The sequence below is a fragment of the Leifsonia williamsii genome, assembly GCF_030433685.1.
GTDB lineage: Bacteria > Actinomycetota > Actinomycetes > Actinomycetales > Microbacteriaceae > Leifsonia > Leifsonia williamsii.
Genome location: NZ_JAROCF010000001.1, coordinates 1515979 through 1542895, shown reverse-complemented (window position 1 = coordinate 1542895; position 26917 = coordinate 1515979). Strand labels below are relative to the sequence as shown.

General features: G+C 68.0%; 21 protein-coding genes and 3 rRNA genes. 11 read left to right on the top strand and 13 right to left on the bottom strand.

From position 1 onward, the window contains the following. Positions 1-93: 93 nt before the first annotated feature. A complete protein-coding gene (locus P5G50_RS07285) occupies positions 94-1536 on the top strand; it encodes a xylulokinase (protein WP_301212875.1) in 1443 nt (480 codons plus the stop codon). A 61-nt stretch (positions 1537-1597) separates the two neighbouring features. Here the strand turns inward: P5G50_RS07285 and P5G50_RS07280 are convergent, their stop codons facing one another. Beyond that, positions 1598-3004: an MFS transporter gene (locus P5G50_RS07280; protein ID WP_301212874.1), complete on the bottom strand. Its 1407-nt coding sequence runs from the start codon at positions 3002-3004 to the stop codon at positions 1598-1600. Between the two features lie 147 nt (positions 3005-3151). Here P5G50_RS07280 and P5G50_RS07275 point away from each other — a divergent pair, with 147 nt between their 5' ends. After that, positions 3152-3340: a hypothetical protein gene (locus tag P5G50_RS07275; RefSeq protein WP_301212873.1), complete on the top strand. Its 189-nt coding sequence runs from the start codon at positions 3152-3154 to the stop codon at positions 3338-3340. A gap of 119 nt (positions 3341-3459) precedes the next feature. After that, positions 3460-3666, top strand: a complete 207-nt coding sequence (locus P5G50_RS07270) for a hypothetical protein (RefSeq protein ID WP_301212872.1) — start codon at positions 3460-3462, stop codon at positions 3664-3666. Positions 3667-3696: 30 nt separating this feature from the next. On the opposite strand, the gene P5G50_RS07265 is transcribed toward P5G50_RS07270, so the two are convergent. Next, a complete protein-coding gene (locus P5G50_RS07265) occupies positions 3697-3966 on the bottom strand; it encodes a hypothetical protein (protein ID WP_301212871.1) in 270 nt (89 codons plus the stop codon). Between the two features lie 98 nt (positions 3967-4064). Continuing rightward, positions 4065-5177, bottom strand: coding sequence for a glutamate--cysteine ligase (locus P5G50_RS07260; protein WP_301212870.1), 1113 nt, complete (start codon positions 5175-5177; stop codon positions 4065-4067). Between the two features lie 104 nt (positions 5178-5281). Here P5G50_RS07260 and P5G50_RS07255 point away from each other — a divergent pair, with 104 nt between their 5' ends. Continuing rightward, entirely contained in the window at positions 5282-6103 is an 822-nt protein-coding gene (locus P5G50_RS07255; RefSeq protein WP_301212869.1) for a hypothetical protein, read from the top strand. Here the strand turns inward: P5G50_RS07255 and P5G50_RS07250 are convergent. Then, positions 6081-6509: a VOC family protein gene (locus tag P5G50_RS07250; RefSeq protein WP_301212868.1), complete on the bottom strand. Its 429-nt coding sequence runs from the start codon at positions 6507-6509 to the stop codon at positions 6081-6083. The two genes, P5G50_RS07255 and P5G50_RS07250, sit on opposite strands and share 23 nt — an antisense overlap. A 71-nt stretch (positions 6510-6580) precedes the next feature. Here P5G50_RS07250 and P5G50_RS07245 point away from each other — a divergent pair, with 71 nt between their 5' ends. Next, the gene (locus tag P5G50_RS07245; protein WP_301212867.1) at positions 6581-8398 is read left to right on the top strand and encodes a glycoside hydrolase family 15 protein; all 1818 of its coding nucleotides are present in this window, start codon (positions 6581-6583) and stop codon (positions 8396-8398) included. Next, a complete protein-coding gene (locus P5G50_RS07240; protein ID WP_301212866.1) occupies positions 8395-9723 on the top strand; it encodes an NAD(P)/FAD-dependent oxidoreductase in 1329 nt (442 codons plus the stop codon). The genes P5G50_RS07245 and P5G50_RS07240 overlap by 4 nt, the downstream gene beginning before the upstream one ends. 67 nt (positions 9724-9790) lie before the next feature. Here the strand turns inward: P5G50_RS07240 and rrf are convergent. From rrf to P5G50_RS07215, 5 genes are all read right to left on the bottom strand, one after another. Beyond that, a 5S ribosomal RNA gene (gene rrf, locus P5G50_RS07235) occupies positions 9791-9907 on the bottom strand. 131 nt (positions 9908-10038) lie between these two features. Continuing rightward, a 23S ribosomal RNA gene (locus P5G50_RS07230) occupies positions 10039-13153 on the bottom strand. 418 nt (positions 13154-13571) lie between these two features. Continuing rightward, positions 13572-15095, bottom strand: a 16S ribosomal RNA gene (locus P5G50_RS07225). Together the 16S, 23S and 5S rRNA genes form the textbook arrangement of a ribosomal RNA operon. 556 nt (positions 15096-15651) lie before the next feature. Then, the gene (locus P5G50_RS07220) at positions 15652-16812 is read right to left on the bottom strand and encodes a cystathionine gamma-synthase (RefSeq protein ID WP_301212690.1); all 1161 of its coding nucleotides are present in this window, start codon (positions 16810-16812) and stop codon (positions 15652-15654) included. 42 nt (positions 16813-16854) lie between these two features. Then, on the bottom strand, positions 16855-18219 hold the full coding sequence (locus P5G50_RS07215) for a cystathionine beta-synthase (RefSeq protein WP_301212689.1): 1365 nt from the start codon (positions 18217-18219) through the stop codon (positions 16855-16857). A 66-nt stretch (positions 18220-18285) separates the two neighbouring features. On the opposite strand from P5G50_RS07215, the gene P5G50_RS07210 reads away from it, so the two are divergent. Continuing rightward, complete coding sequence (locus P5G50_RS07210) at positions 18286-18957, top strand: metal-dependent transcriptional regulator (protein ID WP_301212688.1); 672 nt, start codon at positions 18286-18288, stop codon at positions 18955-18957. Here the strand turns inward: P5G50_RS07210 and P5G50_RS07205 are convergent. The 4 genes from P5G50_RS07205 to P5G50_RS07190 form a co-directional block, all read right to left on the bottom strand. After that, positions 18954-20192 (bottom strand): Nramp family divalent metal transporter, encoded by a 1239-nt coding sequence (locus P5G50_RS07205; RefSeq protein ID WP_301212687.1) that lies wholly within the window; start codon positions 20190-20192, stop codon positions 18954-18956. The genes P5G50_RS07210 and P5G50_RS07205 overlap by 4 nt on opposite strands. Positions 20193-20276: 84 nt before the next feature. Then, positions 20277-20639 carry a nuclear transport factor 2 family protein gene (locus P5G50_RS07200; RefSeq protein ID WP_301212686.1) on the bottom strand — a complete coding sequence of 121 codons (363 nt, stop codon included), beginning with the start codon at positions 20637-20639 and terminating at the stop codon, positions 20277-20279. A 36-nt stretch (positions 20640-20675) separates the two neighbouring features. After that, positions 20676-22559 (bottom strand): ABC transporter ATP-binding protein, encoded by a 1884-nt coding sequence (locus P5G50_RS07195; protein ID WP_301212695.1) that lies wholly within the window; start codon positions 22557-22559, stop codon positions 20676-20678. 14 nt (positions 22560-22573) lie between these two features. Further along, positions 22574-23122 carry a hypothetical protein gene (locus P5G50_RS07190; protein ID WP_301212685.1) on the bottom strand — a complete coding sequence of 183 codons (549 nt, stop codon included), beginning with the start codon at positions 23120-23122 and terminating at the stop codon, positions 22574-22576. Between the two features lie 186 nt (positions 23123-23308). On the opposite strand from P5G50_RS07190, the gene P5G50_RS07185 reads away from it, so the two are divergent. The 4 genes from P5G50_RS07185 (at position 23309) to P5G50_RS07170 (ending at position 26904) form a co-directional block, all read left to right on the top strand. After that, positions 23309-24595, top strand: coding sequence for an ABC transporter substrate-binding protein (locus tag P5G50_RS07185; protein WP_301212684.1), 1287 nt, complete (start codon positions 23309-23311; stop codon positions 24593-24595). Between the two features lie 106 nt (positions 24596-24701). Further along, positions 24702-25736: a carbohydrate ABC transporter permease gene (locus P5G50_RS07180; RefSeq protein ID WP_301212683.1), complete on the top strand. Its 1035-nt coding sequence runs from the start codon at positions 24702-24704 to the stop codon at positions 25734-25736. Beyond that, positions 25733-26647 carry a carbohydrate ABC transporter permease gene (locus P5G50_RS07175; protein WP_301212682.1) on the top strand — a complete coding sequence of 305 codons (915 nt, stop codon included), beginning with the start codon at positions 25733-25735 and terminating at the stop codon, positions 26645-26647. The genes P5G50_RS07180 and P5G50_RS07175 overlap by 4 nt, the downstream gene beginning before the upstream one ends. Positions 26648-26652: 5 nt before the next feature. Further along, the gene (locus P5G50_RS07170; RefSeq protein ID WP_301212681.1) at positions 26653-26904 is read left to right on the top strand and encodes a hypothetical protein; all 252 of its coding nucleotides are present in this window, start codon (positions 26653-26655) and stop codon (positions 26902-26904) included. The last annotated feature ends 13 nt before the right edge of the window (positions 26905-26917 follow it).

The window sequence follows — 26917 nt, the reverse complement described above, 5'->3', positions numbered from 1 at the left end:
GCTCTCCACCCCGCCGAAGGGCGTCGTCGTGCCGGAATTCCGCTCGGATTCCGGCACGACGGCGCCCTTCGCCGAACGTTAGGACACGAAGACGTGACACTCGTCGCCGGCGTCGACTCCTCGACGCAGAGCTGCAAGGTGGTCGTGCGCGACCTCGAGACCGGTGCGCTCGTGCGCTCGGGCCGGGCCGCGCACCCCGAGGGCACCGAGGTCGACCCCGCCGTCTGGTGGGAGGCGCTGCGCACGGCCCTGGAGGCGGCCGGCGGCCTCGCCGACGTCGCCGCGGTCTCCATCGCCGGGCAGCAGCACGGCATGGTGGTGCTGGATGCGGAGGGCCGCGTCATCCGCGACGCGCTGCTCTGGAACGACACCCGCTCCGCGGCGGCCGCCCGCGACCTGATCGCCGAGGTCGGCGCCGACGCGTACGCGGCCCGCGTCGGAGTGGTGCCGGTGGCCTCCTTCACCGCGACGAAGCTGCGCTGGCTGCGCGACGCCGAGCCGGCGAATGCCGGCCGCGTGGCCGCCGTGGCCCTCCCCCACGACTGGCTGACCTGGCGCCTACGAGGCTACGGCCCGGCGGACGAGAGCCCGCTCGGGCCCGACCTGGAGGCGCTGACCACCGACCGCTCCGACGCGAGCGGCACCGCGTACTGGGGCGCCGCGTCCGGCACGTACGACCTCGACCTGTTCGAGCGGGCCCTCGGCCGGCCCGGGCGGGAGGCGGGCGCATCCGGCGATGCCACGACCTCCGATGCGGTGGTCCTCCCGCGCGTCCTCGGCCCCGGTGAGTCCGCGGGCCGCACCCCGGAGGGCGTCCTCGTCGGCCCCGGCGCCGGCGACAACGCGGGCGCAGCGCTCGGGCTGGGCGCCGCGGAGGGCGACGTCGTCGTCTCCATCGGCACCAGCGGCACCGTGTTCGCGGTCACCGACGCACCGGTCGCCGACCCGAGCGGCACGGTCGCCGGGTTCGCCGACGCGAGCGGCGTCTCCCTGCCGCTGATCGCCACCCTCAACGCGGCGCGCGTGCTCGACGCCATCGCCCGCCTGCTCGGCGTCGACCACGACGGCCTGTCGTCGCTGGCGCTCTCCGCCGAGCCCGGCGCCGGCGGCGTCGTGCTGGTGCCGTACTTCGAGGGCGAGCGCACCCCCAACCTGCCCGACGCGAAGGCCTCGATTCACGGCCTCACCCTCGCCTCGACGGTCCCCGCCAACCTGGCGCGCGCGGCCATCGAGGGGATGCTGTGCGGCCTCGCCGACGGCCTCGACGCCGTGCGCGCCGTCGGCGTGCGCGAGCGGCGCATCCTGCTGATCGGCGGAGCCGCACAGAACCCCGCGGTCGCCGCCGTCGCCGCGCAGGTCTTCGATGCCGCGGTCGTCGTGCCCGCCCCTGGCGAGTACGTCGCAGACGGCGGCGCGGTCCAGGCGGCGTGGGCGCTCACCGGCACCCGCCCCTCCTGGACGGTGGAGGCCGCACCTCCGCTCCCCGTCGACACCCGCCCCGAGATCCGCGCCCAGTACGCCGCCGCGCGCGCCTGATCCGCACGCTCCTCTCCCCCGCCGAGCCGTGACATCATGTCGCGTCTCGGCAGGGGAACGTTCAGGCCCGCTGGCGCAGCATCCGCGGCCCGTTCAGCCACACCCCCACCACGAAGACCGAGGTGACGGCGAAGGCCCCGACGAACGGCCATCCGCCGCCCAGCGGTCCCAGCGCCGAGAACACGATCGCGGTCGCGGCGAGCGCGATCGACGACCCGATCGCGTCCGTGATGCTGAGCGCCGCGCTGTTGAAGCCCTGGTCGGCCGGCGTGGAGTCCTCGAGCGTGAGCACGCCCAGCCGCGGGAACAGGACCCCCATGCCCGCACCGCTCACCGCCCAGCCGGCGACGATCACCGCGGGCGGCAGACCGAACAGCACGGTCGAGATGAGCGACCCCATCGCGATCGTCAGCCCGGCCGCTCCCAGCGTCGCGGTCGTCCGGTGCGACAGCCCGGGGAAGCGTCCCTGCAGCCACGACGCGACCGCCCAGGTGAGTCCCGCCGCCGTCAACGCCAGCCCCGCCTCCGGCGCGGAGACCTCGTACTGCGTCACCATCAGGCGCGGCACGTACACCTCGGCGGCGAAGAACGCCCCGGCGACCAGGCCGCGCATGAGGATCACGCTCGGGAGGCCGCGACGCGCGAGCAGTGTGCCTGCCGGCAGCAGCGGCCGCAGGGCGAGCAGCGCGACCACCCCGGCGACCACCGGTCCCGCCCACTGCAGCACCCCAGTGGCCTCCGCGGTGAGCGTCAGCACCAGGACAGCGACGGCGAGCAGCACGGCCCAACCGATGCGCGGGAGGTCGCGCGGGGGACGCTCCTCCCCCTGCGCCGGTCCGCGCATCCCGCGCATCGCCGGCACGACCATCCCCATCGCGGGCACGATCAGTGCGAGCACCCCGAGGAACACCCAGCGCCAGCCGACGTGGTCCGCGACCAGCCCGGCCACGAAGGGACCGATCAGCGACGGGATCACCCAGGCCGCCGCGAAGCCGGCGAAGATGCGCGGATGCAGCACCGGCGGGTAGACCCGGGCGACGATCACGTACAGGGCGACGGTCAGCGCGCCTCCACCCAGCCCGTGGACCAGCCGGCCGCCCACGAACAGCGGCATCGTCGGCGCCAGGCCGGCGATCAGCAGGCCGGCGGCGAAAAGTGCCACCGAGCCGTACAGCGCCGTGCGCGGATTGCCCCGATCCGACCAGGAGCCGGCCACGACCATCCCGACCACGCTCACCGCGAGCGGGCCGGCGAACGCGAAGGCGTACAGCCCGGCGCCGTCGAGCTCGCGGCTGATCGTCGGCATGATCGTGGTGACCGCGAGGTTCTCGAACGCCGCCAGCATGATGAGCGCGCACATGCCGATGCTGACCCAGCGGAACCGCGGGCCGAGCACACCGCCGTCGGGTGAACCGCCCGGGAGGCGGGCGCCGGGCGCGCGGCGGGCATCCACGTCGTCGGAGGGCATGGCATCCAGCCTAGGCCGCACCCCCGACCGCGGCGAGCGCCCCACGGCCCTGGCTCGGCCCCTTCCCGCCGTCCCTTCCCGCGCCTACGATCGCGGGCACCGCGACACGGCGCGCACCACCGGTGCGCGCTCGGAGAGGAGACGACCATGAGCGACGCCAAGCAGGAGTTCCCGGAGACGCCCTCCGGCGAGCCCATCGACACCGACGCCATCGCCGAGGGCGACAGCCCCGAGCCGTACGACGCCGACGGCGTCGTCGAGCCCGACCGGGCGGACCCCGCCGGCGACGACGAGTTCGACGATCTCACCGACGGCGGCGAGCGCCCGTTCGACTGACGTTCAACGGGCGTTCGACCGCCCGACCGGCCACGGACCGGCTCCCTCTCTTGTCCCCCGGCCCTGTACCCCGATAGGGTCTGCCTCAAGCAGGCAGCACGAATGGGGAGGGGTGCCGCGTGACGACCTATGACACACCGATCGGGAACGCTCCGAAGCCGGGGCAGGACATCCACCTGGTCCGCTGGATCCGCTCGGCGGACGGCTGGAGCAGCGAGACGGTCCTGTGCACGTACCTGGGGGGTACGCCGCACGAGTGGATCGTGGAATCCGCAGGCGAGCGCACCGCCCTGTCGCGCGACGAGTGGGCCCAGTTCGCCTTCTAGAGCATCGTCCGGAGGAAGCGGCTCCGCCCGCTAGAGCCCGGCCTGCCCGGCCAGCACCTCGACGGCGACGCGCCAGTCGCGCGCGGGGATGCCCTCGCCCGACTCCTCCTCACCGGGAGGGCGGGCGACGAACGACGGCCACAGCTCGCCGGGGGTGCGCACCTCCTCGATGAGGCCGAGGTACTCGCCGCCGTAGTAGACCTCCCACGCCGCCGTCGCCGTGGGGCTGTACATGAGGGTCAGCGGGAGCGAGCCGTAGGTGTAGACGGCGTGCTGGTGCGCGAGTTCCTTGCCCGTCATCCCGGTCCCCTCCGCGTCGGTCGCACCTGCAGTCGGTCGCACCTGCATCTGACTGGGAGAATAGGCGTGTTCGCACCGCCACGGAAGGTGCGGTGACGCTACGCGACGAGGTCGTCGTCCTCGGTGGCCTGCTCGTGCGTGATCGCCACCGCGGCGGCCACCACGTCGCGCAGGCGACCGCGCTTCGCGTACGCCGCGCGCTGCCGTCCGGCGCCTCCGCCGGCCGCGAGGATGCGCGTGACACCACGCCGCACGATGACGTCGTCGCCGTTGGCCTGGAGCGCCGGCATGGTGTGCGCGACCAGCGCCTCCACGGCGTCCACGGCGCTGCCTTCGAGCCCGGTGACGGGATGCGGCAGCCGCCCGGTCACGCCCGTCAGCGCCGCCTGCCACTCGGCGAGCCGGAGCGCGGCCGACGGGACGGCGACGGGCGGGATGCCGACGCGGTTCTCGGCGTCGGCGGTCTCCACCAGGGCGCGGACGAGCGCGGCCAGAACCGCCGTGTCGCGGGCGTCGAGGCACACGTCGGCGACCCGCACCTCCACCGTCGGCTGCCGGTGCGACAGCCGCGCGTCGAGGTACAGCATGCCCTTGTCGAGGATGACGCCGGTGTCGACCAGCAGCCGTTCGAACCGGTCGTAGGCCTCCACCGAACCGAAGACGTCGGTGGGGCCCGCCGACTGCCACTGGTGCCAGGCGACGAAGCGGTAGCTGGCGTGGCCGCTGTCGGCGCCGCCCGCGAACGGGGAGTTGGCGCTCAGCGCGAGCAGGACCGGAAGCCAGTTGCGGATCCGGTCGAGGATGCCGACGCCCTCCTCGCGCGAACTGATGCCGACGTGCACGTGCAGGCCGCAGACCAGGGTGTGCCGTGCGGTGGCGCCGTAGCGCTCCAGCATCATGGCGTAGCGCGGGTCGTCCGTGACGTGCGGGCGCAGCCGCAGCGGGGACATCGCGACCGCAGCCGCGCGGGCGCCGTGCGGGCGGGCCAGGCCGTCGGCCAGGGCGCGGCCCGCCACGATCTCGGCGAAGAGGTCGGAGGTGCGCAGCAGCGGACTGGTCTGCGTCTCGATCATCTCCTGCTGGATCTCGGCGCTGACCTGCGGCCCGCCGACCACGGCGGGCGCATCCGCGAGCGCGAGCGGAGCGACCGGCGCAGCGACCCCCCGCTCGTCCACCAGGAGGAGCTCCTCCTCCACACCGAACGTGCGCACACCACCACTATCCGGGACGACGCATCGACCGGCAATACCCTCAGCCGTGAATCCGCCGTGCGCCCGGGCTGACGACCCGCCGGGGCGAACCCTAGACTCGCGCCATGACCGAAGGCTCGCCCGATCCGTCCGCACCCTCCCTCGCCTCGCTCTGGCAGAAGGCGCTGTCCGGCAGCCCGGCGGAGTTGGAGGCGGCCCTCGCCTCCGGCAGCCGGCTCCCCGGCCCGCGGGCGAACCTCGAGTTGGCCGGGCGGCTGGCCGACCTCGCCGCCGGCTCCCCCGACCGCAATGCGGCCCTCGCCCTCCTCACCCGCTGGCTCGCCTCCCCGCCGCAGCTGAGCGCAGCTGTCCCGCCCGGGCAGGTCGAGTTCCTCGCCGCCTGCGCCGCCCTCGCTGCCGGTGCGCTCGGCGCCCGCGAACTGCTCACCAGCGCCGCGCGCGACGACCGGTGGCGGGTGCGCGAGCTGGCGGCCACCGGAGCGCAGCGGATGCTCGCGGCCGACTGGACCGACGGATTGGCCCTCGCCCGCACCTGGCTGGAGTCGCACTCGCCCCTCCTGGTCCGCGCCGCGGTCGCCGCCGTGGCCGAGCCACCCCTCCTGCACGATCCCCGCCACGCCGTGGCGGCCTGCGAGGTCGTCGAGGACGCGGTCGATCTGTTCCTGGTCGAGCCGCCCACCCGGCGCCGCGACGACGACGTCCGCGTGCTCCGTCAGGCGCTCGGCTACGCCGTGAGCGTCGTCACCGTCGCCGCACCCGACGAGGGCGTGCCGCTGCTGGAGCGCCTGGCGACCGCCGAAGACGCCGACGCCCACTGGATCGCCCGGCAGAACCTCGGGAAGGCCCGTCTCCGCCCGCTCGCCGAGCGCCTCGCCGTCGCGCAGCAGGCCGCCGACGCCGCCGTCAGCCGCCCGCGCCGACGGTGACCGTCCCGTCCGCTGCGAGCGGCCAACCCGGGTTGTGCGCGACCTCCCACACATGGCCGTCCGGGTCGGCGAAGTATCCCGAGTAGCCGCCCCACGGCGTGGCCTCCGCGGGCTTGAGGATGCGCGCACCCGCGGTTGCGGCGGCCGCGAGCACGGCGTCGACCTCCTCCGGGCTGCGCTGGTTGCACGCCAGGGCGATGCCGCTGAACCGCCCGTCGACGGGAGTCCTGGCGTCGGCGGCCAGCTCCTCCCTGCTCCACAGCGCGAACGCCATGCCGGGGAGCTGGTAGAAGGCGACGCCGTCCGGCGCATCGGCGGGGCGCCAGCCGAGACCGTCTTCGTAGAACGCCCGCGCCCGGGCCAGGTCGTCGACGCCGAGCGTCACGAGGGTGATCCGCTGATCCATGCGGGCAGGCTACTGCCGGCCGGTGACAACGGGGCGTTGCGGATCGCGGTGGCGGGCGTTGAATGGGCCGTGTGACGCAGCGACGGATCGAGGACTACGCGCTCATCGGCGACCTCCACACCGCGGCGATGGTCTCGGTGAACGGGTCGGTGGACTGGCTGTGCCTGCCGCACTTCGACTCGGCCGCCTGCTTCGCGGCCATGCTCGACCAGGACCGCGCCGGCCGCTGGCGCATCGCCCCGCGCGGAGCGGACCGGTGCACGCGGCGGCGGTACCGCGGCGACACGTTGATCCTCGAGACCGAGTGGGAGACGCCCGACGGCGGCGTCCGTGTCACCGACTTCATGCCCGTTCGCGATCGCGCCGCCGATCTGGTGCGGACCGTGGAGGGGCTGTCCGGATCCGTGGAGATGGAGCTCGACCTGCTGCTCCGGTTCGACTACGGACACGTCGTCCCCTGGGTGACGAGCGTCGAGCGCGGCATCCGCGCGATCGCCGGCCCCGACGCCGTGCTGGTGACCTCCGACGTCCCGCTCACGGGCCGCGACCTGCGTACGGTCGCCGACTTCACGGTCTCGGCGGGCGAGCGGGTGAGCTTCGTGCTGACCTGGTTCCCGAGCCACCTGCCCGCACCTGAGCCGGCCGATCCGCAGGAGGCGCTGGCGGCGACCGAGCTGTATTGGACGAGGTGGAGCGCGCAGGGCCGGGCCTACGGCCCCTACCGTGACGCGATCCAGCGCTCGCTGATCACGCTCAAAGCGCTCACCTACGAGCCGACCGGCGGCATCGTCGCCGCCCCCACCACCTCCCTCCCCGAGCAGCCGGACGGCCCGCGCAACTGGGACTACCGGTTCTGCTGGCTCCGGGATGCGACGCTCGCGCTGCAGTCCCTGCTCACCGCCGGCTACGAGGACGAGGCGCGGGCCTGGCGCGACTGGCTGCTGCGCGCCGTGGCCGGCGACCCGCCCGACCTCCGCATCATGTACGGCATCGACGGCCGTCGCCGGTTGCCGGAGGAGTCGCTCGACTGGCTCACCGGCTTCGACGGCTCGACCCCGGTGCGCATCGGCAACGCCGCCGCCGAGCAGCTGCAGCTCGACGTGTGGGGCGAGGTGCTCGACGGCCTTGCGCTGACCAGGACGACGATCGGAGCGGGCGACGACGCCTGGTCCGTGCAGCAGGTGCTGATCGACCACCTCAGCCGCATCTGGCAGGAGAAGGACAGCGGCCTGTGGGAGGTGCGCGGCCCCACCCGGCACTTCACGCACTCCAAGCTCATGAGCTGGGTCGCCGCCGACCGGATGGTGGAGGGCGCCCGGCGCTTCGGCCTGCCCGGTCCGGTCCGCCGCTGGGAGCGGCTCCGGGCGCAGATCCGCCGCGACATCCTGGCCAACGGCTACGACGCCGACCGGAACACGTTCGTGCAGTCCTACGGCTCGAAAGAGCTGGATGCCGCCCTGCTGCTCATCCCCCGCGTCGGTTTCCTGCCCGGCGACGACCCGCGCGTCATCGGCACGATCGACGCGATCCAGCGCGAGCTGACGGTCGACGGCTTCGTCCTCCGCTACCGCCCGGAGGCGAGCGACGACGGACTCCCCGGCCAGGAGGGCGTCTTCCTCGCCTGCTCCTTCTGGATGGTCGACGCGCTGATCGGCGCCGGCCGTCGCGACGAGGCGGAGGAGCTGTTCCTGCGCCTGCTCGCCCTCCGCAACGACGTCGGCCTGCTCAGCGAGGAGTGGGACGTCCGCGGCGAGCGGCAGCTCGGTAACGCGCCCCAGGCCTTCAGCCACTTCGCCCTCGTCCGGAGCGCGTTCCAGCTGCTCTCCGGCGGCACGGCGACCACGGAGGGGCGGATCCCCATCGAGACCGCGGAAGGAGCACGCTCATGACAGAGCCGCACGTCCTCATTCTCGGGGCCGGTTTCGCCGGCTTCACCCTCGCTCGCGACCTGAGACGGGAGGCGGGCGCCCATCGGCTGCGGCTGACCGTCGTCGACCCGCAGCCGTACCTCACCTACAAACCGCTGCTGCCTGAGGTCGCCGGCGGCGAGACCCAGCCGCGCGACACCGCGGTGCCGCTGCGCAGACCGCTGCGGCACGCCGACGTGGTCGCGGGCTCCGTGCAGTCGGTCGACCCGGAGGCGCAGATCGCCGTCGTCGAGGGCATCGACGGCTCGACGCGGCAGCTCTCCTATGACCACCTCGTGTTCGCGCTCGGTGCCGTGAGCAAGATCCTGCCCATCCCGGGTCTCGTCGAGAACGCGATCGGCTTCTCGAGCATCGAGGAGGCGATCTACCTCCGGGACCACGTGCTCGAACGCCTCCGCTTCGCCGCGGCCACCACCGACCCGCAGGCTCGCGAGCGCGCCCTCACCTTCGTCTTCATCGGCGGCGGGTACACCGGCGTGGAGGCGATCGCCGAGCTCCAGCGTCTGGCCTCGGCGGAGATCGACCGCCTTCCCGAACTCGACGGCGAGCAGATGCGGTGGCTGCTGGTGGAGGTGGCCGATCGCATCGCGGCGGAGCTCACGCCCCAGCTCTCCCAGTGGACGCTGCGCCTGCTTCGCCGGCGTGGCATCGAGGTGCTCCTGAAGACGGAGACGAAGAGCTGCGAGGGAGGTGTCGTGCAGCTGAGCAACGGCCGTTCCGTTCCGACGGACACGCTGGTCTGGGTCGCGGGTGTCACGCCCCACCCCGTCCTCCAGCACGCGGGTGTGCCGCTGGGGCCGAAGGGGCATGTTCAGTGCGACGCCACGCTGCACGTCGTGGACGACGATGGCCACCGCATCGACGGCCTCTGGGCGCTCGGCGACGCGGCGCAGGTCCCGGACCTGACGGCCCAGAAGCAGCCGGCCTACTATCCCCCGAACGCGCAGAATGCGATCCGCCAAGCGAAGACCCTCGCCGAGAACTTGCGCCGAGCCGCCCGCGGTGAGGCCCCCGTCGAGTATCGGCACAAGAACCTCGGCACGCTCGCCAGCTACAGCGGCCTGCAGGGCGCCGCTGTTCTGCGCGGCGTACCGCTTCGCGGGGTGCCGGCCTGGGCGGTGGACAAGGTCTATCACGCGATCGCGTTGCCCAGCACCGCTCGGCGGCTGCGCCTCGCGCTCGGCTGGATCGCGAATGCCGTCACCCCGCGGGACACGGCTCCCACGAGCGCCGTGCGCCACCCGCGGCAGCGCTTCGAGGAGGCGGCACGGATGCAGCAGAAGTGACCGTCGATTAAGACGGTCGTTAAACGAAAAATGGCCACCCATCACTGGGTGGCCATTTCACGAAGAAGTCCGGCGGTGTCCTACTCTCCCACAGGGTCCCCCCTGCAGTACCATCGGCGCAGAGAGTCTTAGCTTCCGGGTTCGGAATGTGACCGGGCGTTTCCCTCTCGCTATGGCCGCCGAAACACTATTGATGTATCAAAGTGAACGATCAAGCTTTGCTTGAATCGGTTCTCGACCGTACATCGAGAACCACATAGTGGACGCGGGCAATCTGGCCTCTCATACCAGCCTTACAACAGTATGAGAGTAGTGATTATCAAGTTATCGGCTTATTAGTACCGGTCAGCTCCATGGGTCTTTAGTCCCCACTTCCACATCCGGCCTATCAACCCAGTAGTCTAGCTGGGAGCCTCTCACCCAAAGGGTATGGAAATCTCATCTTGAGGCCGGCTTCCCGCTTAGATGCTTTCAGCGGTTATCCATCCCGAACGTAGCTAACCAGCGGTGCTCTTGGCAGAACAACTGGCACACCAGAGGTTCGTCCAACCCGGTCCTCTCGTACTAGGGTCAGATCCTCTCAAATTTCCTACGCGCGCAGCGGATAGGGACCGAACTGTCTCACGACGTTCTAAACCCAGCTCGCGTACCGCTTTAATGGGCGAACAGCCCAACCCTTGGGACCTACTCCAGCCCCAGGATGCGACGAGCCGACATCGAGGTGCCAAACCATGCCGTCGATATGGACTCTTGGGCAAGATCAGCCTGTTATCCCCGAGGTACCTTTTATCCGTTGAGCGACAGCGCTTCCACAAGCCACTGCCGGATCACTAGTCCCGACTTTCGTCCCTGCTCGACTTGTCAGTCTCACAGTCAAGCTCCCTTGTGCACTTACACTCGACACCTGATTGCCAACCAGGTTGAGGGAACCTTTGGGCGCCTCCGTTACTTTTTGGGAGGCAACCGCCCCAGTTAAACTACCCACCAGGCACTGTCCCTGAACCGGATTACGGTTCTAAGTTAGATATCCAGAGTGACCAGAGTGGTATTTCAACAATGACTCCACCGACACTGGCGTGCCGGCTTCATAGTCTCCCACCTATCCTACACAAGCCACACCGAACACCAATACCAAGCTATAGTAAAGGTCACGGGGTCTTTCCGTCCTGCTGCGCGTAACGAGCATCTTTACTCGTAATGCAATTTCGCCGAGTTCGCGGTTGAGACAGCTGGGAAGTCGTTACGCCATTCGTGCAGGTCGGAACTTACCCGACAAGGAATTTCGCTACCTTAGGATGGTTATAGTTACCACCGCCGTTTACTGGGGCTTAAATTCTGAGCTTCGCGTAAAGCTAACCCTTCCTCTTAACCTTCCAGCACCGGGCAGGCGTCAGTCCGTATACATCGTCTTGCGACTTGGCACGGACCTGTGTTTTTAGTAAACAGTCGCTTCCCACTGGTCTCTGCGGCCTTCAAACGCTCCAGGAGTAAATCCCTTCACGCCTCAGGCCCCCCTTCTCCCGAAGTTACGGGGGCATTTTGCCGAGTTCCTTAACCACGATTCTCTCGATCTCCTTGGTATTCTCTACCTGACCACCTGAGTCGGTTTGGGGTACGGGCGGCTGGAACCTCGCGTCGATGCTTTTCTCGGCAGCATAGGATCACTGAATTCGCCTTGACGGCTATGCGTAAGGTCTCAGGCTCTATAAGAGACGGATTTGCCTATCTCTTGCCCTACATCCTTGCCCCGGGACAACCATCGCCCGGTACAGCTACCTTCCTGCGTCACACCTGTTAATACGCTAGCCGCACCAGCATGGGGTCGAGCGTTAGGCCCGGACCTTCACCCCGAAGGGATCCGAATCCGGGATTAGGACTCTTAGCACCACTGGATTAGCTTGGGCGGTTCTTCGCCGGTACGGGAATATCAACCCGTTGTCCATCGACTACGCCTGTCGGCCTCGCCTTAGGTCCCGACTTACCCAGGGCGGATTAGCCTGGCCCTGGAACCCTTGGTCTTTCGGAGGACGGGTTTCTCACCCGTCTTTCGCTACTCATGCCTGCATTCTCACTCGTGTAGCGTCCACGGCTGGTTTCCACCGCCGCTTCACTCGCCACACGACGCTCTCCTACCCATCAACACGGCTGGACCACGAAGGCCTACCAAAAATGTCAATGCCACAACTTCGGTGGCGTGCTTGAGCCCCGTTACATTGTCGGCGCGGAATCACTTGACCAGTGAGCTATTACGCACTCTTTCAAGGGTGGCTGCTTCTAAGCCAACCTCCTGGTTGTCTGTGCAACTCCACATCCTTTCCCACTTAGCACGCGCTTAGGGACCTTAGTTGGTGGTCTGGGTTGTTTCCCTCTCGACGATGAAGCTTATCCCCCACCGTCTCACTGCTGCGCTCTCACTTACCGGCATTCGGAGTTTGGCTGACGTCAGTAACCTTTTGGGGCCCATCGGCCATCCAGTAGCTCTACCTCCGGCAAGAAACACGCAACGCTGCACCTAAATGCATTTCGGAGAGAACCAGCTATCACGAAGTTTGATTGGCCTTTCACCCCTATCCACAGCTCATCCCCTCAGTTTTCAACCTAAGTGGGTTCGGCCCTCCACGACGTCTTACCGTCGCTTCAGCCTGGCCATGGATAGATCACTTCGCTTCGGGTCTAGGACATGCGACTGAATCGCCCTATTCAGACTCGCTTTCGCTACGGCTACCCCACACGGGTTAACCTCGCCACATATCGCTAACTCGCAGGCTCATTCTTCAAAAGGCACGCTGTCACCCCAACACGGAGGCTCCAACGGTTTGTAAGCAAACGGTTTCAGGTACTATTTCACTCCCCTCCCGGGGTACTTTTCACCTTTCCCTCACGGTACTTGTCCGCTATCGGTCATCTGGGAGTATTTAGGCTTATCAGGTGGTCCTGACAGATTCACACGGGATTTCTCGGGCCCCGTGCTACTTGGGATACTCTTCGCGCCATCGGACCATTTCAGTTACGGGGCTGGCACCCTCTACGGCTGACCTTTCAAAGCCATTCACCTATGATCCTCTGTAACGCTCGCAGTTCGGCAGAAGCTGCAGAAAAGTCCCACAACCCCGACCATGCAACGCCTGCCGGCTATCACACATGATCGGTTTAGCCTCTTCCGGTTTCGCTCGCCACTACTAACGGAATCGCTTTTGCTTTCTCTTCCTGTGGGTACTGAGATGTTTCACTTCCCCACGTTCCCTCTACCCGCCCTATATATTCAGGCGGGAGTCACTGGGTCACCTCACGGGCCCAGCGGGGTTTCCCCATTCGGACATCCTCGGATCAAAGTTCGCTTATCAACTCCCCGAGGCTTATCGCAGATTGCTACGTCCTTCTTCGGCTCCAGATGCCAAGGCATCCACCGTTTGCTCTTAGAAACTTGAAATCACATGAGTTTTAGAATCGATCGACTCATCCGAAGATGAGCAGATTGACCAATGATCTAATAAATCAGATCATCTAGTGACTGATCCATAAAGGATCAATCTAAGATGCTCGCGTCCACTGTGTAGTTCTCAAAGTACGGGCGGTACCTTCTCCGCCGGCCGAGTGATGGCCAACAAGAAAAGGTCCAGAGGATTCGTCTCCCACTCGTATCGAGCGAGGTCCGGTCCCTCAGGACCCAACAGCGTGCATGTGCCGGCCATCCAGATCCGAACCGTTCCAACTTCCGAAGAAGCGTACTGAGCTCGGGCCCTTCAGCCCGACACCAATGTCAATGTTCCACCCATGAGCTAACCGGCCGAGAACATTCGCCTCGGATCCGGCGCATGGACACCCAGTGGGTGCCAGCTGCTCCTTAGAAAGGAGGTGATCCAGCCGCACCTTCCGGTACGGCTACCTTGTTACGACTTAGTCCTAATCACCGATCCCACCTTCGACGGCTCCCTCCACAAGGGTTGGGCCACCGGCTTCGGGTGTTACCGACTTTCATGACTTGACGGGCGGTGTGTACAAGGCCCGGGAACGTATTCACCGCAGCGTTGCTGATCTGCGATTACTAGCGACTCCGACTTCATGAGGTCGAGTTGCAGACCTCAATCCGAACTGAGACCGGCTTTTTGGGATTCGCTCCACCTTACGGTATTGCAGCCCTTTGTACCGGCCATTGTAGCATGCGTGAAGCCCAAGACATAAGGGGCATGATGATTTGACGTCATCCCCACCTTCCTCCGAGTTGACCCCGGCAGTCTCCTATGAGTTCCCGCCATAACGCGCTGGCAACATAGAACGAGGGTTGCGCTCGTTGCGGGACTTAACCCAACATCTCACGACACGAGCTGACGACAACCATGCACCACCTGTTCACGAGTGTCCAAAGAGTTCCCTATTTCTAGAGCGTTCTCGTGTATGTCAAGCCTTGGTAAGGTTCTTCGCGTTGCATCGAATTAATCCGCATGCTCCGCCGCTTGTGCGGGCCCCCGTCAATTCCTTTGAGTTTTAGCCTTGCGGCCGTACTCCCCAGGCGGGGCGCTTAATGCGTTAGCTGCGACACGGAAACCGTGGAATGGTCCCCACATCTAGCGCCCAACGTTTACGGCGTGGACTACCAGGGTATCTAATCCTGTTCGCTCCCCACGCTTTCGCTCCTCAGCGTCAGTTACGGCCCAGAGAACTGCCTTCGCCATCGGTGTTCCTCCTGATATCTGCGCATTCCACCGCTACACCAGGAATTCCATTCTCCCCTACCGCACTCTAGTCTGCCCGTACCCACTGCAGGCCCGAGGTTGAGCCTCGGGTTTTCACAGCAGACGCGACAGACCGCCTACGAGCTCTTTACGCCCAATAATTCCGGACAACGCTCGCACCCTACGTATTACCGCGGCTGCTGGCACGTAGTTAGCCGGTGCTTTTTCTGCAGGTACCGTCACTTTCGCTTCTTCCCTACTAAAAGAGGTTTACAACCCGAAGGCCGTCATCCCTCACGCGGCGTTGCTGCATCAGGCTTGCGCCCATTGTGCAATATTCCCCACTGCTGCCTCCCGTAGGAGTCTGGGCCGTGTCTCAGTCCCAGTGTGGCCGGTCACCCTCTCAGGCCGGCTACCCGTCGTAGGCTTGGTGAGCCATTACCTCACCAACTACCTGATAGGCCGCGAGTCCATCCTTGACCGAAATTCTTTCCACGTACAGGAGATGCCTCCGCACGTCATATCCGGTATTAGCTTCCGTTTCCGGAGGTTATCCCAGAGTCAAGGGCAGGTTACTCACGTGTTACTCACCCGTTCGCCACTAATCCCCCAGAGCAAGCTCCGGGTTCATCGTTCGACTTGCATGTGTTAAGCACGCCGCCAGCGTTCGTCCTGAGCCAGGATCAAACTCTCCGTAAAATGTTTATGCCCTAGCTGCAAGCAACCAGGAAACATAGTGCAGGCGAAACAGGAAATATGCTCCACACTGCGAGTTTGTTCTGACTAGTTTCGAATATCTACTGACATTCTGTTTCTAATCCAAAGGAATCTCAAACACTCACGATCAGGTCGAAACCATCACACGAATGCCGAGGATAATTTGGCATTTGACATTGTGCACGCTGTTGAGTTCTCAAGGATCGGACGCACCCACGCTCCACCCTTCCAGGCTTCACCGTGAGGCAACTTCCCTACCTTACCACTCCGGACCAGGATGTCAACTCAGCGCGCCGCGCCGATCGAATCCGATCAAGAAGTGGAGGTGTTCATCCTAAACGCAGCGAACCGACTCTCACAAGTTCAGTTTCGCCGTCAGGCTCAGAATGATGGTCCCGCTTGAGGCCGGGGAGCTCTTCGGCTCTCCCGCACCTTTGGGGTGACAAGTAAGTACTTTACGCAAGGCCCGGAAGGCTCGCAAATCTGCACTGCAATCCGGGCGTGTCGCGCTTGACTTCCGCGGAGAACCGCCGCTGCGTCACGCTCCCACGGCCTGTTCGACGTCGGCGAGGAGGTCCGCGACATCCTCGATGCCGACGGAGAGGCGCACGATGTTGTCGGGCACCTCGAGCGCAGTCCCGCGCACCGAGGCGTGGGTCATCTCGGAGGGGTAGCCGATCAGCGACTCCACCCCGCCGAGCGATTCCGCCAGCTGGAAGACGCGCGTCGACTCGGCGAACCGGCGCGCTGCCGGCGCGCCCCCGCTGAGCGCGACGGAGAGCATCCCGCCGAAGCCGCTCATCTGTGCCGCGGCGAGCTCATGACCGGGGTGCGTCGGCAGGCCCGGGTAGTAGACGGCGTCGACTCCCGGGTGACCCACCAGCGCCTCGGCGATCGCCTGGGCGTTCTCGCTGTGCCGCTTCATCCGCACGTCCAGCGTCTTGATGCCGCGGACGGTGAGCCACGCATCGAGCGGGGCGGAGACCGCGCCCGCGGCGAACTGGATGAACTGCGCCTTCTCGGCCAGCTCCTCCCCCGCGAAGACCAGGGCGCCGCCGATCACGTCGGAGTGGCCGCCGAGGTACTTCGTCGTGGAGTGCACCACGACATCGGCTCCGAACGACAGCGGCTGCTGCAGAGCCGGCGAGGCGAAGGTGTTGTCCACGACCACCACGGCGCCGGCCTCGTGGCCGAGCGTCACGAGCGCCGCCAGATCGCTGACCTTCATCAGCGGGTTGCTCGGCGTCTCGATCCAGAGCATCCGCGTGCCCTCGGTGGCGAGCGCCGTGCGCACCGCATCGAGGTCGGCGAGATCGACCGTGGTGTTGCGGATGCCCCACGCGCCGTGGATCCGCTCGATCAGCCGGTGCGTCCCGCCGTACACGTCGTTCCCGAGCACGATGTGATCGCCCGGGGTCAGTGCGGCGCGGATCAGCGCATCCTCCGCGGCGAGCCCGGAGGCGAACGACAGCGCCCGCACGCCGCCTTCGAGCGAGGCGAGCAGGGTCTCGAGAGCGGTGCGCGTCGGGTTGCCGGCGCGGCCGTACTCGTAGCCGCCGCGCAACCCGCCGATCCCGTCCTGGACGAAGGTCGAGGTCTGGTAGATCGGCGGGATGATCGCGCCGGTCGTCGGGTCGAACTCCTGTCCGACGTGGATGGCGCGGGTCGCGAAGCCGTCGGCGTTGTGGGCGTCAGTCATTGCTGTCCTTGGGTGTCGGGAGCGGAAGGGAGGAGCGCGGGGCTACTCGCTGAGGAAGTTGAGGAGGTCCTGCCGGGTGAGCACCGCAACGGGCTTGCCGCCGTCGGTGACCAGCAGGGCGTTCGCGGTTGCCAGCGCGGCACGCGCCGCGGTGACCGGCTCGTTGACACCGATCAGCGGCAGCGGGTCGCCGAGGTGCGCGCCGACGGTGTCGCTCATCTGCGCGCGACCGCTGAACACGGCGTCGACGAGAGAGGTCTCGTCGAGGGCGCCCGCGACCTCCCCCATCACCACGGGCGGCTCCGCGGTCAGCACCGGGAGCTGCGAGACGCCGTAGGTGTTCATGATGTGGATGGCGTCGCGGACGGTCTCGGCCGGGTGCGTGTGCACGAGGTCGGGCAGATCGCCGCGCTTGGTCTTGATCAGGTCGTGCACCGTCGACTCGTCCGGCACCTCGCTGAAGCCGTAGGAGCGCATCCACTTGTCGTTGAAGATCTTGCCGAGGTAGCCGCGGCCGCCGTCGGGCAGGATCACGACCACCACGTCGTCGGGGCCGAGGTCCTTCGCCGCGCGCAGGGCGGCGACGACGGCCATGCCGCTCGACCCGCCGACCAGGATCCCCTCCTCGCGCGCGAGCCTGCGCGTCATGTGGAAGGAGTCGGCGTCGCTGACCGCGATCACCTCGTCGACGACGGACGCGTCGTACGCGCCGGGCCAGAAGTCCTCACCGACGCCCTCGACCAGGTACGGCCGGCCGGTCCCGCCGGAGTAGACCGAGCCCTCGGGGTCGGCGCCGACGATGCGGACCCGCCCCTCCGACACTTCCTTGAGGTAGCGGCCGGTGCCGGAGATGGTGCCTCCGGTGCCGACGCCGGCGACGAGATGCGTGATGCGGCCCTCGGTGTCGCGCCAGATCTCGGGGCCGGTGGTCTCGTAGTGGCTGCGCGGGCCGTTGGGGTTGAAGTACTGGTTGGGCTTGAAGGCGCCGGGGATCTCGGCGGCGAGCCGGTCGGACACCGAATAATAGGAGTCGGGGTGCTCGGGCGGCACGGAGGTCGGGGTCACCACGATCTCGGCGCCGTACGCGGTCAGCACGTTGCGCTTGTCCTCGCCGACCTTGTCCGGCAGCACGAAGACGCAGCGGTAGCCGCGCTGCTGGGCGACGAGCGCGAGGCCGACGCCGGTGTTGCCGCTGGTGGGCTCCACGATGGTGCCACCGGGCTTGAGGAGCCCCTCCTTCTCGGCCGCGTCGATGATGCGCGACGCGATGCGGTCCTTGGACGATCCTCCGGGGTTCAGATACTCGAGCTTGACGAGCACTGTTGCCGCGATGCCCTCGGTGAGCCTGTTGAGCTTGACGAGGGGCGTGTCGCCGACGAGGTCGACGATGGTCTCTGCGTACTTCACCCGACCCACGCTAACAGCGCGCGCTGGAGCCCGGGCCCGTGTTACTGCGCCACTTAGAATCGGCCTATGCCTGTCTCCGACCTCTCGTCCGTCGCGCAGGACTACCTCAAGCTGATCTGGTCGGCCACTGAATGGGAGGGCGACCCGGTCACGGTGAAGCAGCTCTCCTCGCGGATGGGCGTGCGCGCCGCGACCGTCTCCGACGCGATCCGCCGGCTCGCCGAGCAGGGTCTGGTCGCGCACGAGCCGTACGGCGGCATCGAGCTGACCGAAGCCGGGCGGCGGCACGCGGTGCAGATGGTGCGGCGGCACCGGCTGATCGAGACGTTCCTCGTGGCCGAGCTCGGCTACGGCTGGGACGAGGTGCACGACGAGGCGGAGGTGCTGGAGCACGCCGTCTCGGACGAGCTGGTCGCCCGGATCGACAGGCGGCTCGGGCACCCGGCTCGCGACCCGCACGGGGACCCGATCCCGACGGCCGATGGCGAGCCACGGCGGCCCGCGGCGGTGGCGCTGCTCTCGGCGCCCGCGGGCGTGCCGCTCACGGTCGCGCGGATCTCGGACGCGGACCCTGCGGTGCTCCGCTATCTCGGCGAGCGCGGCCTCCGGCTCGATGCGGTCCTGCAGGTGGACGAGCACCGCGCCTTCGCCGGGGACGTCACGGTGCTGATCGACGGCGCGACCATCGTGCTCGGCGCGACCGCGGCCGCCGCCGTGTGGGTGGCGACCGCGTCCTAGCCCACCAGGGTGAGCACGACGAGCGCGAGGTTCAGGAGGACCACGAGCGCCGCCACCGCACCTCCCGCGATCCGCACCCACAACGGGTTCACGTGCTCGCCCATGACGGCGCGGGAGCCGGTCAGGCGCAGCAGCGGGATCATCGCGAACGGGATGCCGAGGCTGAGGAAGACCTGCGACAGCACCAGGGCCCAGGTCGGCTCCACGCCGAGCGCCAGGATGACGATCGCCGGCACGAGCGTGATGACGCGGCGCGCGAGCAGGGGCACCCGGACGTGCAGCAGGCCGCCCATGATCGTCGCGCCCGCGTAGCTGCCGACCGAGGTGGAGGCGAGGCCCGAGGCGAGCAGGCCGACCGCGAAGATCACGCCGACCGCCGGTCCGAGCGCGGAGGCGATGGCGGCGTGCGCGCCCTGGATCGTGTCGGTGCCGTCGACGCCGCGCAGCGACGACGCGGCGAGCAGGAGCATCGCGATGTTGACGGCACCGGCGAGGATCAGCGCGAGCACGACGTCCACCCGGGTCGCCCGGAGCAGCTCCCGCAGCCTCCCGCGCTCCGCCGCGATGCCGTGCCGGTCGCGCGCGAGGGCCGAGTGCAGATAGATCGCATGCGGCATCACGGTCGCACCCAGCATGCTCGCCGCGAGCAGGACCGTGGGCGCGCCGTCGAAGCGCGGGACCAGGCCGCCCGCGGCCGCGCCCCAGTCGACCGGGCTGACGACGAGCCCGGCGAGGAAGCCGACGGCGATCACGCCGAGCAGCCCGAGGATGATCGCCTCGAAGGGCCGCTGCCCCCGGCGCGACTGCACGGCCAGGATCGCGATGGCGGCGACGCCGACGATCAGCCCGCCGAGCGGGAGCGGGAGGCCGAACAGCAGATTCAGCGCGATGGCGCCGCCGATCACCTCGGCGATGTCGGTCGCGGCGGCGACGAGCTCGGCCTGCACCCAGAACGCCCGGCGCGTCCCGGTGCCGAGCCGGGCGCCGAGGAGCTCGGGGAGGCTGCGTCCGGTGACCAGCCCCAGCTTCGCCGACTGGTACTGGATGAAGACCGCGATGGCGTTCGCCGCGACGAGCACCCACACGAGCAGGTAGCCGTAACGGGCGCCGGCCGTCAGGTTCGCCGCCACGTTGCCGGGGTCGACGTAGGCGATGGCGGCGACGAACGCGGGGCCGAGCAGAAGGAGCAGGCGCAGGGGTGCGCGCGTGGTGCGCTCGCCCACGTCGACGGCCATTCCGCCTCCCCTGATCCAGATGTTAGGCCAGGCTAACACTGCGGATGCGGCGGGGGAACCGGATCCCGCGGAGCGTGCAGCGCGTCAGCCCTCGGAGGGCGCCAGCACCGTCAGCAGCGACACGATGCGCCCGTCTGCCACCCGGATGACGTCGACCCCGCGCACGGCCGGGGCGCCCTCCGGTCCGAAGGTCCAGGCCAGCACGCCGGCGGTCTCGGAGAGGTACTGCGGCCCGTCCTCGGCGAACGCGAAGGCCTCCGGGACGCTCGCCAGCAGTCCCGCCGCCTTCTGCTCGAGCGCGTCGCGCCCGCGCACCTCCCCCTCGGGATCGGTGAAGACGACGTCCTCCGCGTAGATGCGGTCGATCGCCGCGCGCCGGGTCGCCGCGTCGCGGTTGCCGAACACGTCGTGGAGGTTCGCGTGCAGGAGCTCGGGGATGGTGGTCATGGGCGGAGCCTAGCGCGCGCCGGCGAACGCCCGGGGTCACTCCTCCAGCAGCGCGCCCTCGGTCTGCTCGCGGTAGAGCCGCGCGTAGACGCCGCCGACCTCGAGCAGTTCGCGGTGCGTCCCGCGCTCGACGACCTGGCCGTGGTCGACGACGAAGATGATGTCGGCGGCCACGATCGTGGAGAGGCGGTGGGCGATCGCGATGGTGGTGCGGCCGCGGGAGGCCGTGTCGAGGGCCTGCTGCACGACGCGCTCCGAGATGGTGTCGAGGGCGCTGGTCGCCTCGTCGAGGATGAGCACCTCCGGGTCCTTCAGCAGCACGCGGGCGATCGCGATGCGCTGCTTCTCGCCGCCGGAGAGCCGATAGCCGCGCTCGCCCACGACGGTGTCGTAGCCGTCGGGGAAGCCCGCGATCGTGTCGTGGATGTTGGCGCGGCGGGCCGCCTCCTCCAGCTCCTCCTGGGTCGCGTCGGGACGGGCGTACCGCAGGTTCTCGGCGATGGAGGCGTGGAAGAGGTAGGTCTCCTGGCTGACCACCCCGATGTGCGAGACCAGCGAGTCCTGCTGCAGGTCGCGGAGGTCGGCGTCGCCGAACAGGATGCGGCCGGAGGTCGCGTCGTAGAACCGCGGGATCAGGTACGAGACCGTGGTCTTGCCGGCGCCGCTCGGGCCGACGAAGGCGGCGAACTCGCCCGGCTCGATGACGAACGAGACGTCGTCGAGGGTGTTGCGCTCCCCCTCCCTCGCATCCGGGTAGCGGAAGACGACATGGTCGAACTCGATGCGGCCCAGCTCGCGCGACGGGTCGACCGGCGCCGCGTCCGGCCGGTCGGCGATGGCGGGCTTCAGGTCGAGGTACTCGAAGATGCGGGCGAAGAGCGCCGACGAGGTCTGCAGGTCGAGCGAGACGCGCATGAGGGCGAGCAGCGGGAAGAGGAGGCGCGCCTGCACGGTCGTGAAGGCGACGATGGTGCCCGCGGTGATGTCGGCGGCCCCGCCGAGGATCAGCCAGCCCGAGATCAGGTAGACGATCGCGGGGATGGACGACAGGAAGATGTTGACCATCGCGAAGAACCACTGGCCGCTCATCGCCTGCGACACCTGGAGCCGGATCTGGTTGCGGTTCTCGTCGGAGTACCGCTCCACCTCGGCCGCCTGCCGGTTGAAGCTCTTCGACAGCAGGATGCCGGACACGCTCAGCGTCTCCTGGGTGATCGCGGTCATGTCCGACAGCGACTCCTGCGTCTTCGTCGCGATGCGCGCACGCACCTGCCCCACGCGGCGCTGCGCGATGACGAGGATCGGCATCAGGATGACCGCGACGATCGTCAGCTGCCAGTTGAGAAGGATCATCGCGACGAGGGCCGCGATCACCGTCACCGTGTTGCCGAGGATGCTCGACATGGTGTTGGTGAGCACGTTCGCCACCCCGCCCACGTCGTTCTGCAGGCGCGACTGGATGATGCCGGTCTTCGTGCGGGTGAAGAAGCTCAGCTCCATCGACTGCAGGTGCGAGAACAGGCGCACGCGGAGGGCGCCCATCACCTTGTTGCCGACGGAGGCGGTGAGGTAGGTCTGCCAGACGCCGAGCAGCGCCGAGCCGACGAACACGACGATCATCGCGATCACGATCTCGGTCAGCACGGGGACGTTCGGCCCGCCTCCCGAGGTCGGGAACAGCCCCTGGTCGAAGGCGCGCTCGGTCAGCAGCGGCGGGACGACCGACAGCGCGGCGCCCGCGAGCACCAGCACCATGGTGACGATGATCGCGGCCTTGTGCGGGGCGAAGAGGGCGACGATCCGACGGAACAGGTTCGGGATCCGCGGGGCCGTCGCGTTGAGGGCCTTCTGCGCGTCGGCATCGCTCGCGCTGATCCGCGACCGCATGCCGCCTCCGCCGCCGCCGCCGGCACCGGCCATCCCGCGCATCCCGCTCACTCGGAAAGCGTAACCCCGGACTCGTCGGCCCCTTCCGCGGGTGCGCTCAGAGCGGAACCGGCGACCAGATCGGCACGGATGCCGTCGAGGACGGCGTGCACGGAGACCCGCTTCGCCTCGGTGTCGACGACGTTGGCGGGCACGCTCACGGTGAGCCCCGAGCGGTAGAAGGCGCGGATGCGGAAGCCTCCTGGCCAGGCGTCGGGGGCGCCCTCGGCCTCCGAGCCGCCGTGCAGCTCGAAGCGCAGCAGGGAGGCCCTGCTCTCGACGCGGGTGACGACCTGGGGATCGCCGTCGCCGCCGTCGAACACCTCGGTCGCGATGACCATCCGGTCGGTGAAGACGCCGACCCGGAGGGTGACCGTGGCGACGCCGCTCGCCGCCGACGCGCCGAGATAGATGATGCGCTCGTCGCCCACCGCGAGCTGAAGCTGACGCAGCAGCGCTGGGTACCACTCCGGCTCGTCGTCCAGCAGTTCGCGGAGCCCGCGCTCGGCCGTCAGCAGCTCTCGCAGCCCCTGTTCGATCAGCGTCATGTCGCCCATCAGCATCCCTTTCACCGGCCGGCGCAGTTAACTAGCTTGGCTAGAATATAGGCATTCGATCCGCCGCGCCCGAGACCACTTCGTTATGCAAGCGCTTGACGTAAACGCTTGCATGGCCCCTGGATGCGGGGGTAGCTTGACCCCGGGCGCACCCGCGCCTGCACCAAGAGCTCAATGAGGAGTGAAATGAAAGCAGCACGTCTCTCCGTGGTCGCAGGAGTGGCCCTTGTCGGCCTCGCTCTGGCGGGATGCACGGGCGGAGGTTCGGGAGGCAGCGGGGGCGGCGGCGACGCCAACTCGGGCCTCGACAGCAAGGGACCGATCACGTACGTGCAGGGCAAGGACAACTCCAACGTCGTCCGCCCCCTCGTCGACAAGTGGAACGCGTCCCACCCCGATGAGAAGGTCACCTTCAAGGAGCAGACCGACAAGGCCGACCAGCAGCACGACGACCTCGTGCAGCACTTCCAGGCCAAGGACTCCAACTACGACGTCGTGGACGTCGACGTGGTGTGGACCGGTGAGTTCGCGGCCAAGGGCTGGCTGCAGCCGCTGACCGGCAAGCTCAAGATGGACAACTCGAAGCTGCTGGAGCCGACCGTCAAGTCGGGCACCTACAACGGCACGCAGTACGCGGCGCCGCAGACCTCCGACGGCGGCATCCTGTACTACCGCAAGGACCTCGTGCCAGAGGCGCCGACGACGTGGGAGGCGATGCTCAAGGACTGCGACATCGCGAAGGCGAAGGGCATCGGCTGCTACGCCGGTCAGTTCGCGCAGTACGAGGGCCTGACCGTGAACGTCGCCGAGGCGATCAACACCGACGGCGGCACGATCGTCGGCGAGGACGGCAAGAAGGTCACGGTCGACAGCCCGGAGGCCAAGAAGGGCCTGTCGCGTCTGGTGGACGGCTTCAAGAACGGGCAGATTCCGGCCGAGGCCATCACCTACCAGGAGGAGCAGGGCCGCCAGGCGTTCGAGGCCGGCAAGCTGATGTTCCTGCGCAACTGGCCGTACGTGTACAACCTGGCCAAGACCGACGGCGAGTCGACCGTGAAGGACACCTTCGGGATCGCTCCGCTCCCGGGCGTCACCGAGGGCAAGCCGGGCGTCTCCAGCCTGGGCGGTCACAACGCGGCGATCAGCGTGTACTCCAAGCACAAGGCCACCGCATTCGAGTTCCTGAAGTTCCTGCAGAGCGAGGAGACGCAGAAGTTCTTCGTCACGCAGGGCTCGCTGGCACCCGTGGTGGCGTCGCTGTACGACGACGCGCAGCTCAACTCCCAGCTGCCGTACCTGTCGACGCTGAAGACCTCGATCGAGAACGCGGTGCCGCGGCCGGTGTCGCCGTTCTACCCGGCCATCACCAAGGCCGTGCAGGACAACTCGTACGCCGCCCTGAAGGGCGACAAGACGGTCGACGAGGCGCTGAAGGACATGGCGTCGGCCATCCAGACGGCGTCCGCCGGCTAGTCACGGCCACCGCGCGCCGCACCGCAGCGACGCGCCCCGGTCACCGGGCGGCGGGAACCCTCCCGCCGCCCGGTCCCTCACATCCATCAGCTTCCGGAGGCCGCACATGTCAACGTCGAACGTCGTCGCCCCGCCGTCCACCTCCTCTGGCAGGCCACCGGTCCGCCAGGGCATCAAGAAGAACCGCGCGCAGCAGAGCCGCTGGGCGCTCTACCTGATCCTCCCCACGCTCGTCCTGCTCGCCGTGGTCATCGGGTACCCGATCGTTCAGGCGATCATCATGTCGTTCGAGAAGGACGCCGGCCTCGACCCGGCGACCGGCCTGTTCGTGCAGGGCGGCTTCGCGGGCTTCCAGAACTACGCCCACTGGCTGTTCCAGCAGTGCATGGGCGCCGACGGCAACACCATCCCCTGCCCCCCTGGCAACCTGGGCGCCGGCTTCTGGAACGCGACCTTCGTCACCTTCTTCTTCACCGTGACGACGGTGATCCTCGAGACCCTCCTCGGCCTCTGGTTCGCCCTCATCATGAACCGCGCCTTCCGCGGCCGCGGCTTCGTCCGCGCCGCGATCCTGATCCCGTGGGCCATCCCGACCGCCGTCACCGCGAAGCTCTGGTTCTTCATCTTCTCGGTCGCCGGTGTCGCGAACGCGGTGCTCAACACACACATCCTCTGGACGAGCGACGAATGGGCGTCGCGGTTCGCGGTCATCATCGCGGACACCTGGAAGACGACGCCGTTCATGGCGCTGCTGATCCTCGCCGGCCTGCAGATCATCCCCGAGGAGGTCTACGAGGCGGCCAAGGTCGACGGCGCGAGCACCTGGCAGCGCTTCTGGCGGGTGACCATGCCGCTGCTCAAGCCGGCGCTGATGGTCGCCATCCTGTTCCGCGTGCTCGACGCGCTGCGCATCTTCGACCTGCCGTTCATCCTCACCGGTGGAGGCGGAGGCTCCGGCAATGCGACGACGACGCTGTCGATCCTCGTGATCCTCCAGATCCGCCAGGGCTTCAACAGCGCTGCCGCCCTGTCGACCATCACGTTCATCATCATCTTCCTGGTCGCCCTGATCTTCGTCCGCCTCCTTGGCACGAACGTCGTCAGAACGCAGGAAGCCCAGCAGAAGGGGGCGAAGGCATGACCGCCACCGCCGGCCCCGCCACGGCCACCGCCGAGGCCAACGCCCTCCCGCGCACGCAGAAGCGACGCGGGTTCCAGGTCCGTCAGCGCAATCAGAGTGTGCGTACCGGTGTGCAGGCGATCGTGATCGTGTTGTGGTGTCTGCTGCCGTTCTACTGGATGGTGGTGACCTCGTTCCGTGATGTCGGGTACACCAACGACAACACGCCGTGGTTCACGCATGTGACGCTGGACAACTACATCACCGCGTTCTCCACCCGGCTGGGCAACCACCTCGCGCAGGCGCTGCTGAACTCCCTGTTCATCGGCATCTGCGTCACGATCGTGTCGCTGGTGGTCGGCATCTTCGCCTCCTACGCGCTGGCCCGGCTGGACTTCAAGATGAAGGGCATCGTGCTGGGCATCATCCTGGCCGCGTCGATGTTCCCGGGCGTTGCGCTGATCACGCCGCTGTTCCAGCTGTTCACCAACATCGGTTGGATGGGCACCTACCAGGCGCTGATCATCCCGCAGATCTCCTTCGCCCTCCCGTTGACGGTGTACACGCTGGTGTCGTTCTTCCGCGAGATGCCGTGGGACCTGGAGGAGGCCGCCCGGATCGACGGCTGCACCCAGGCGCAGGCGTTCCGCAAGATCATCCTGCCGCTGGCCGCGCCGGCGGTGTTCACGACCGCGATCCTGGCGTTCATCTCGTCCTGGAACGAGTTCCTGATCTCCAGCCAGCTCTCCAGCGACGCGACCCAACCGGTCACCGTCGCGATCGCGTCGTTCACCGGCAGCCAGCCGCACCAGGAGCCGTACACGACCGTCATGGCCGCCGGCACCATCGTCACCGTGCCACTGATCATCCTCGTGCTGATCTTCCAGCGCCGCATCGTCGCCGGCCTCACCGCCGGCGGCGTGAAAGGCTGATCGCGATGCGCTGGAACGACCCGCGGGAGGCGCTCGACGTCGGCATCGGCTTCGTCGCCTTCTTCGGGGTCGCGTTCTTCGCGATCACCCTGTGGTGCGAGCTCAGCGGGCAGCCGGCGCTGCTCTGGGCGGTCGTCACGCTCGTGCTCGTGCTCGCCCTCGTCGCGCTCTGGCAGGCGCGCCGCCGCATCATCGCGGCGCGCCTGCGGGCCGAGGCCGACGCCGAGGCGGAGCGCGAGCGGCTCGACCGGCACTGACCACCGGCGGTGC

Coding starts and splice junctions, on each gene's coding strand:
- P5G50_RS07280 (WP_301212874.1), bottom strand. CDS start 3,004: ATGCCCTCCGACGACGTGGATGCCCGCCGCGCGCCCGGCGCCCGCCTC.
- P5G50_RS07275 (WP_301212873.1), top strand. CDS start 3,152: ATGAGCGACGCCAAGCAGGAGTTCCCGGAGACGCCCTCCGGCGAGCCC.
- P5G50_RS07265 (WP_301212871.1), bottom strand. CDS start 3,966: ATGACGGGCAAGGAACTCGCGCACCAGCACGCCGTCTACACCTACGGC.
- P5G50_RS07255 (WP_301212869.1), top strand. CDS start 5,282: ATGACCGAAGGCTCGCCCGATCCGTCCGCACCCTCCCTCGCCTCGCTC.
- P5G50_RS07250 (WP_301212868.1), bottom strand. CDS start 6,509: ATGGATCAGCGGATCACCCTCGTGACGCTCGGCGTCGACGACCTGGCC.
- P5G50_RS07240 (WP_301212866.1), top strand. CDS start 8,395: ATGACAGAGCCGCACGTCCTCATTCTCGGGGCCGGTTTCGCCGGCTTC.
- P5G50_RS07220 (WP_301212690.1), bottom strand. CDS start 16,812: ATGACTGACGCCCACAACGCCGACGGCTTCGCGACCCGCGCCATCCAC.
- P5G50_RS07210 (WP_301212688.1), top strand. CDS start 18,286: ATGCCTGTCTCCGACCTCTCGTCCGTCGCGCAGGACTACCTCAAGCTG.
- P5G50_RS07205 (WP_301212687.1), bottom strand. CDS start 20,192: ATGGCCGTCGACGTGGGCGAGCGCACCACGCGCGCACCCCTGCGCCTG.
- P5G50_RS07200 (WP_301212686.1), bottom strand. CDS start 20,639: ATGACCACCATCCCCGAGCTCCTGCACGCGAACCTCCACGACGTGTTC.
- P5G50_RS07195 (WP_301212695.1), bottom strand. CDS start 22,559: ATGGCCGGTGCCGGCGGCGGCGGCGGAGGCGGCATGCGGTCGCGGATC.
- P5G50_RS07190 (WP_301212685.1), bottom strand. CDS start 23,122: ATGGGCGACATGACGCTGATCGAACAGGGGCTGCGAGAGCTGCTGACG.
- P5G50_RS07185 (WP_301212684.1), top strand. CDS start 23,309: ATGAAAGCAGCACGTCTCTCCGTGGTCGCAGGAGTGGCCCTTGTCGGC.
- P5G50_RS07180 (WP_301212683.1), top strand. CDS start 24,702: ATGTCAACGTCGAACGTCGTCGCCCCGCCGTCCACCTCCTCTGGCAGG.
- P5G50_RS07175 (WP_301212682.1), top strand. CDS start 25,733: ATGACCGCCACCGCCGGCCCCGCCACGGCCACCGCCGAGGCCAACGCC.
- P5G50_RS07170 (WP_301212681.1), top strand. CDS start 26,653: ATGCGCTGGAACGACCCGCGGGAGGCGCTCGACGTCGGCATCGGCTTC.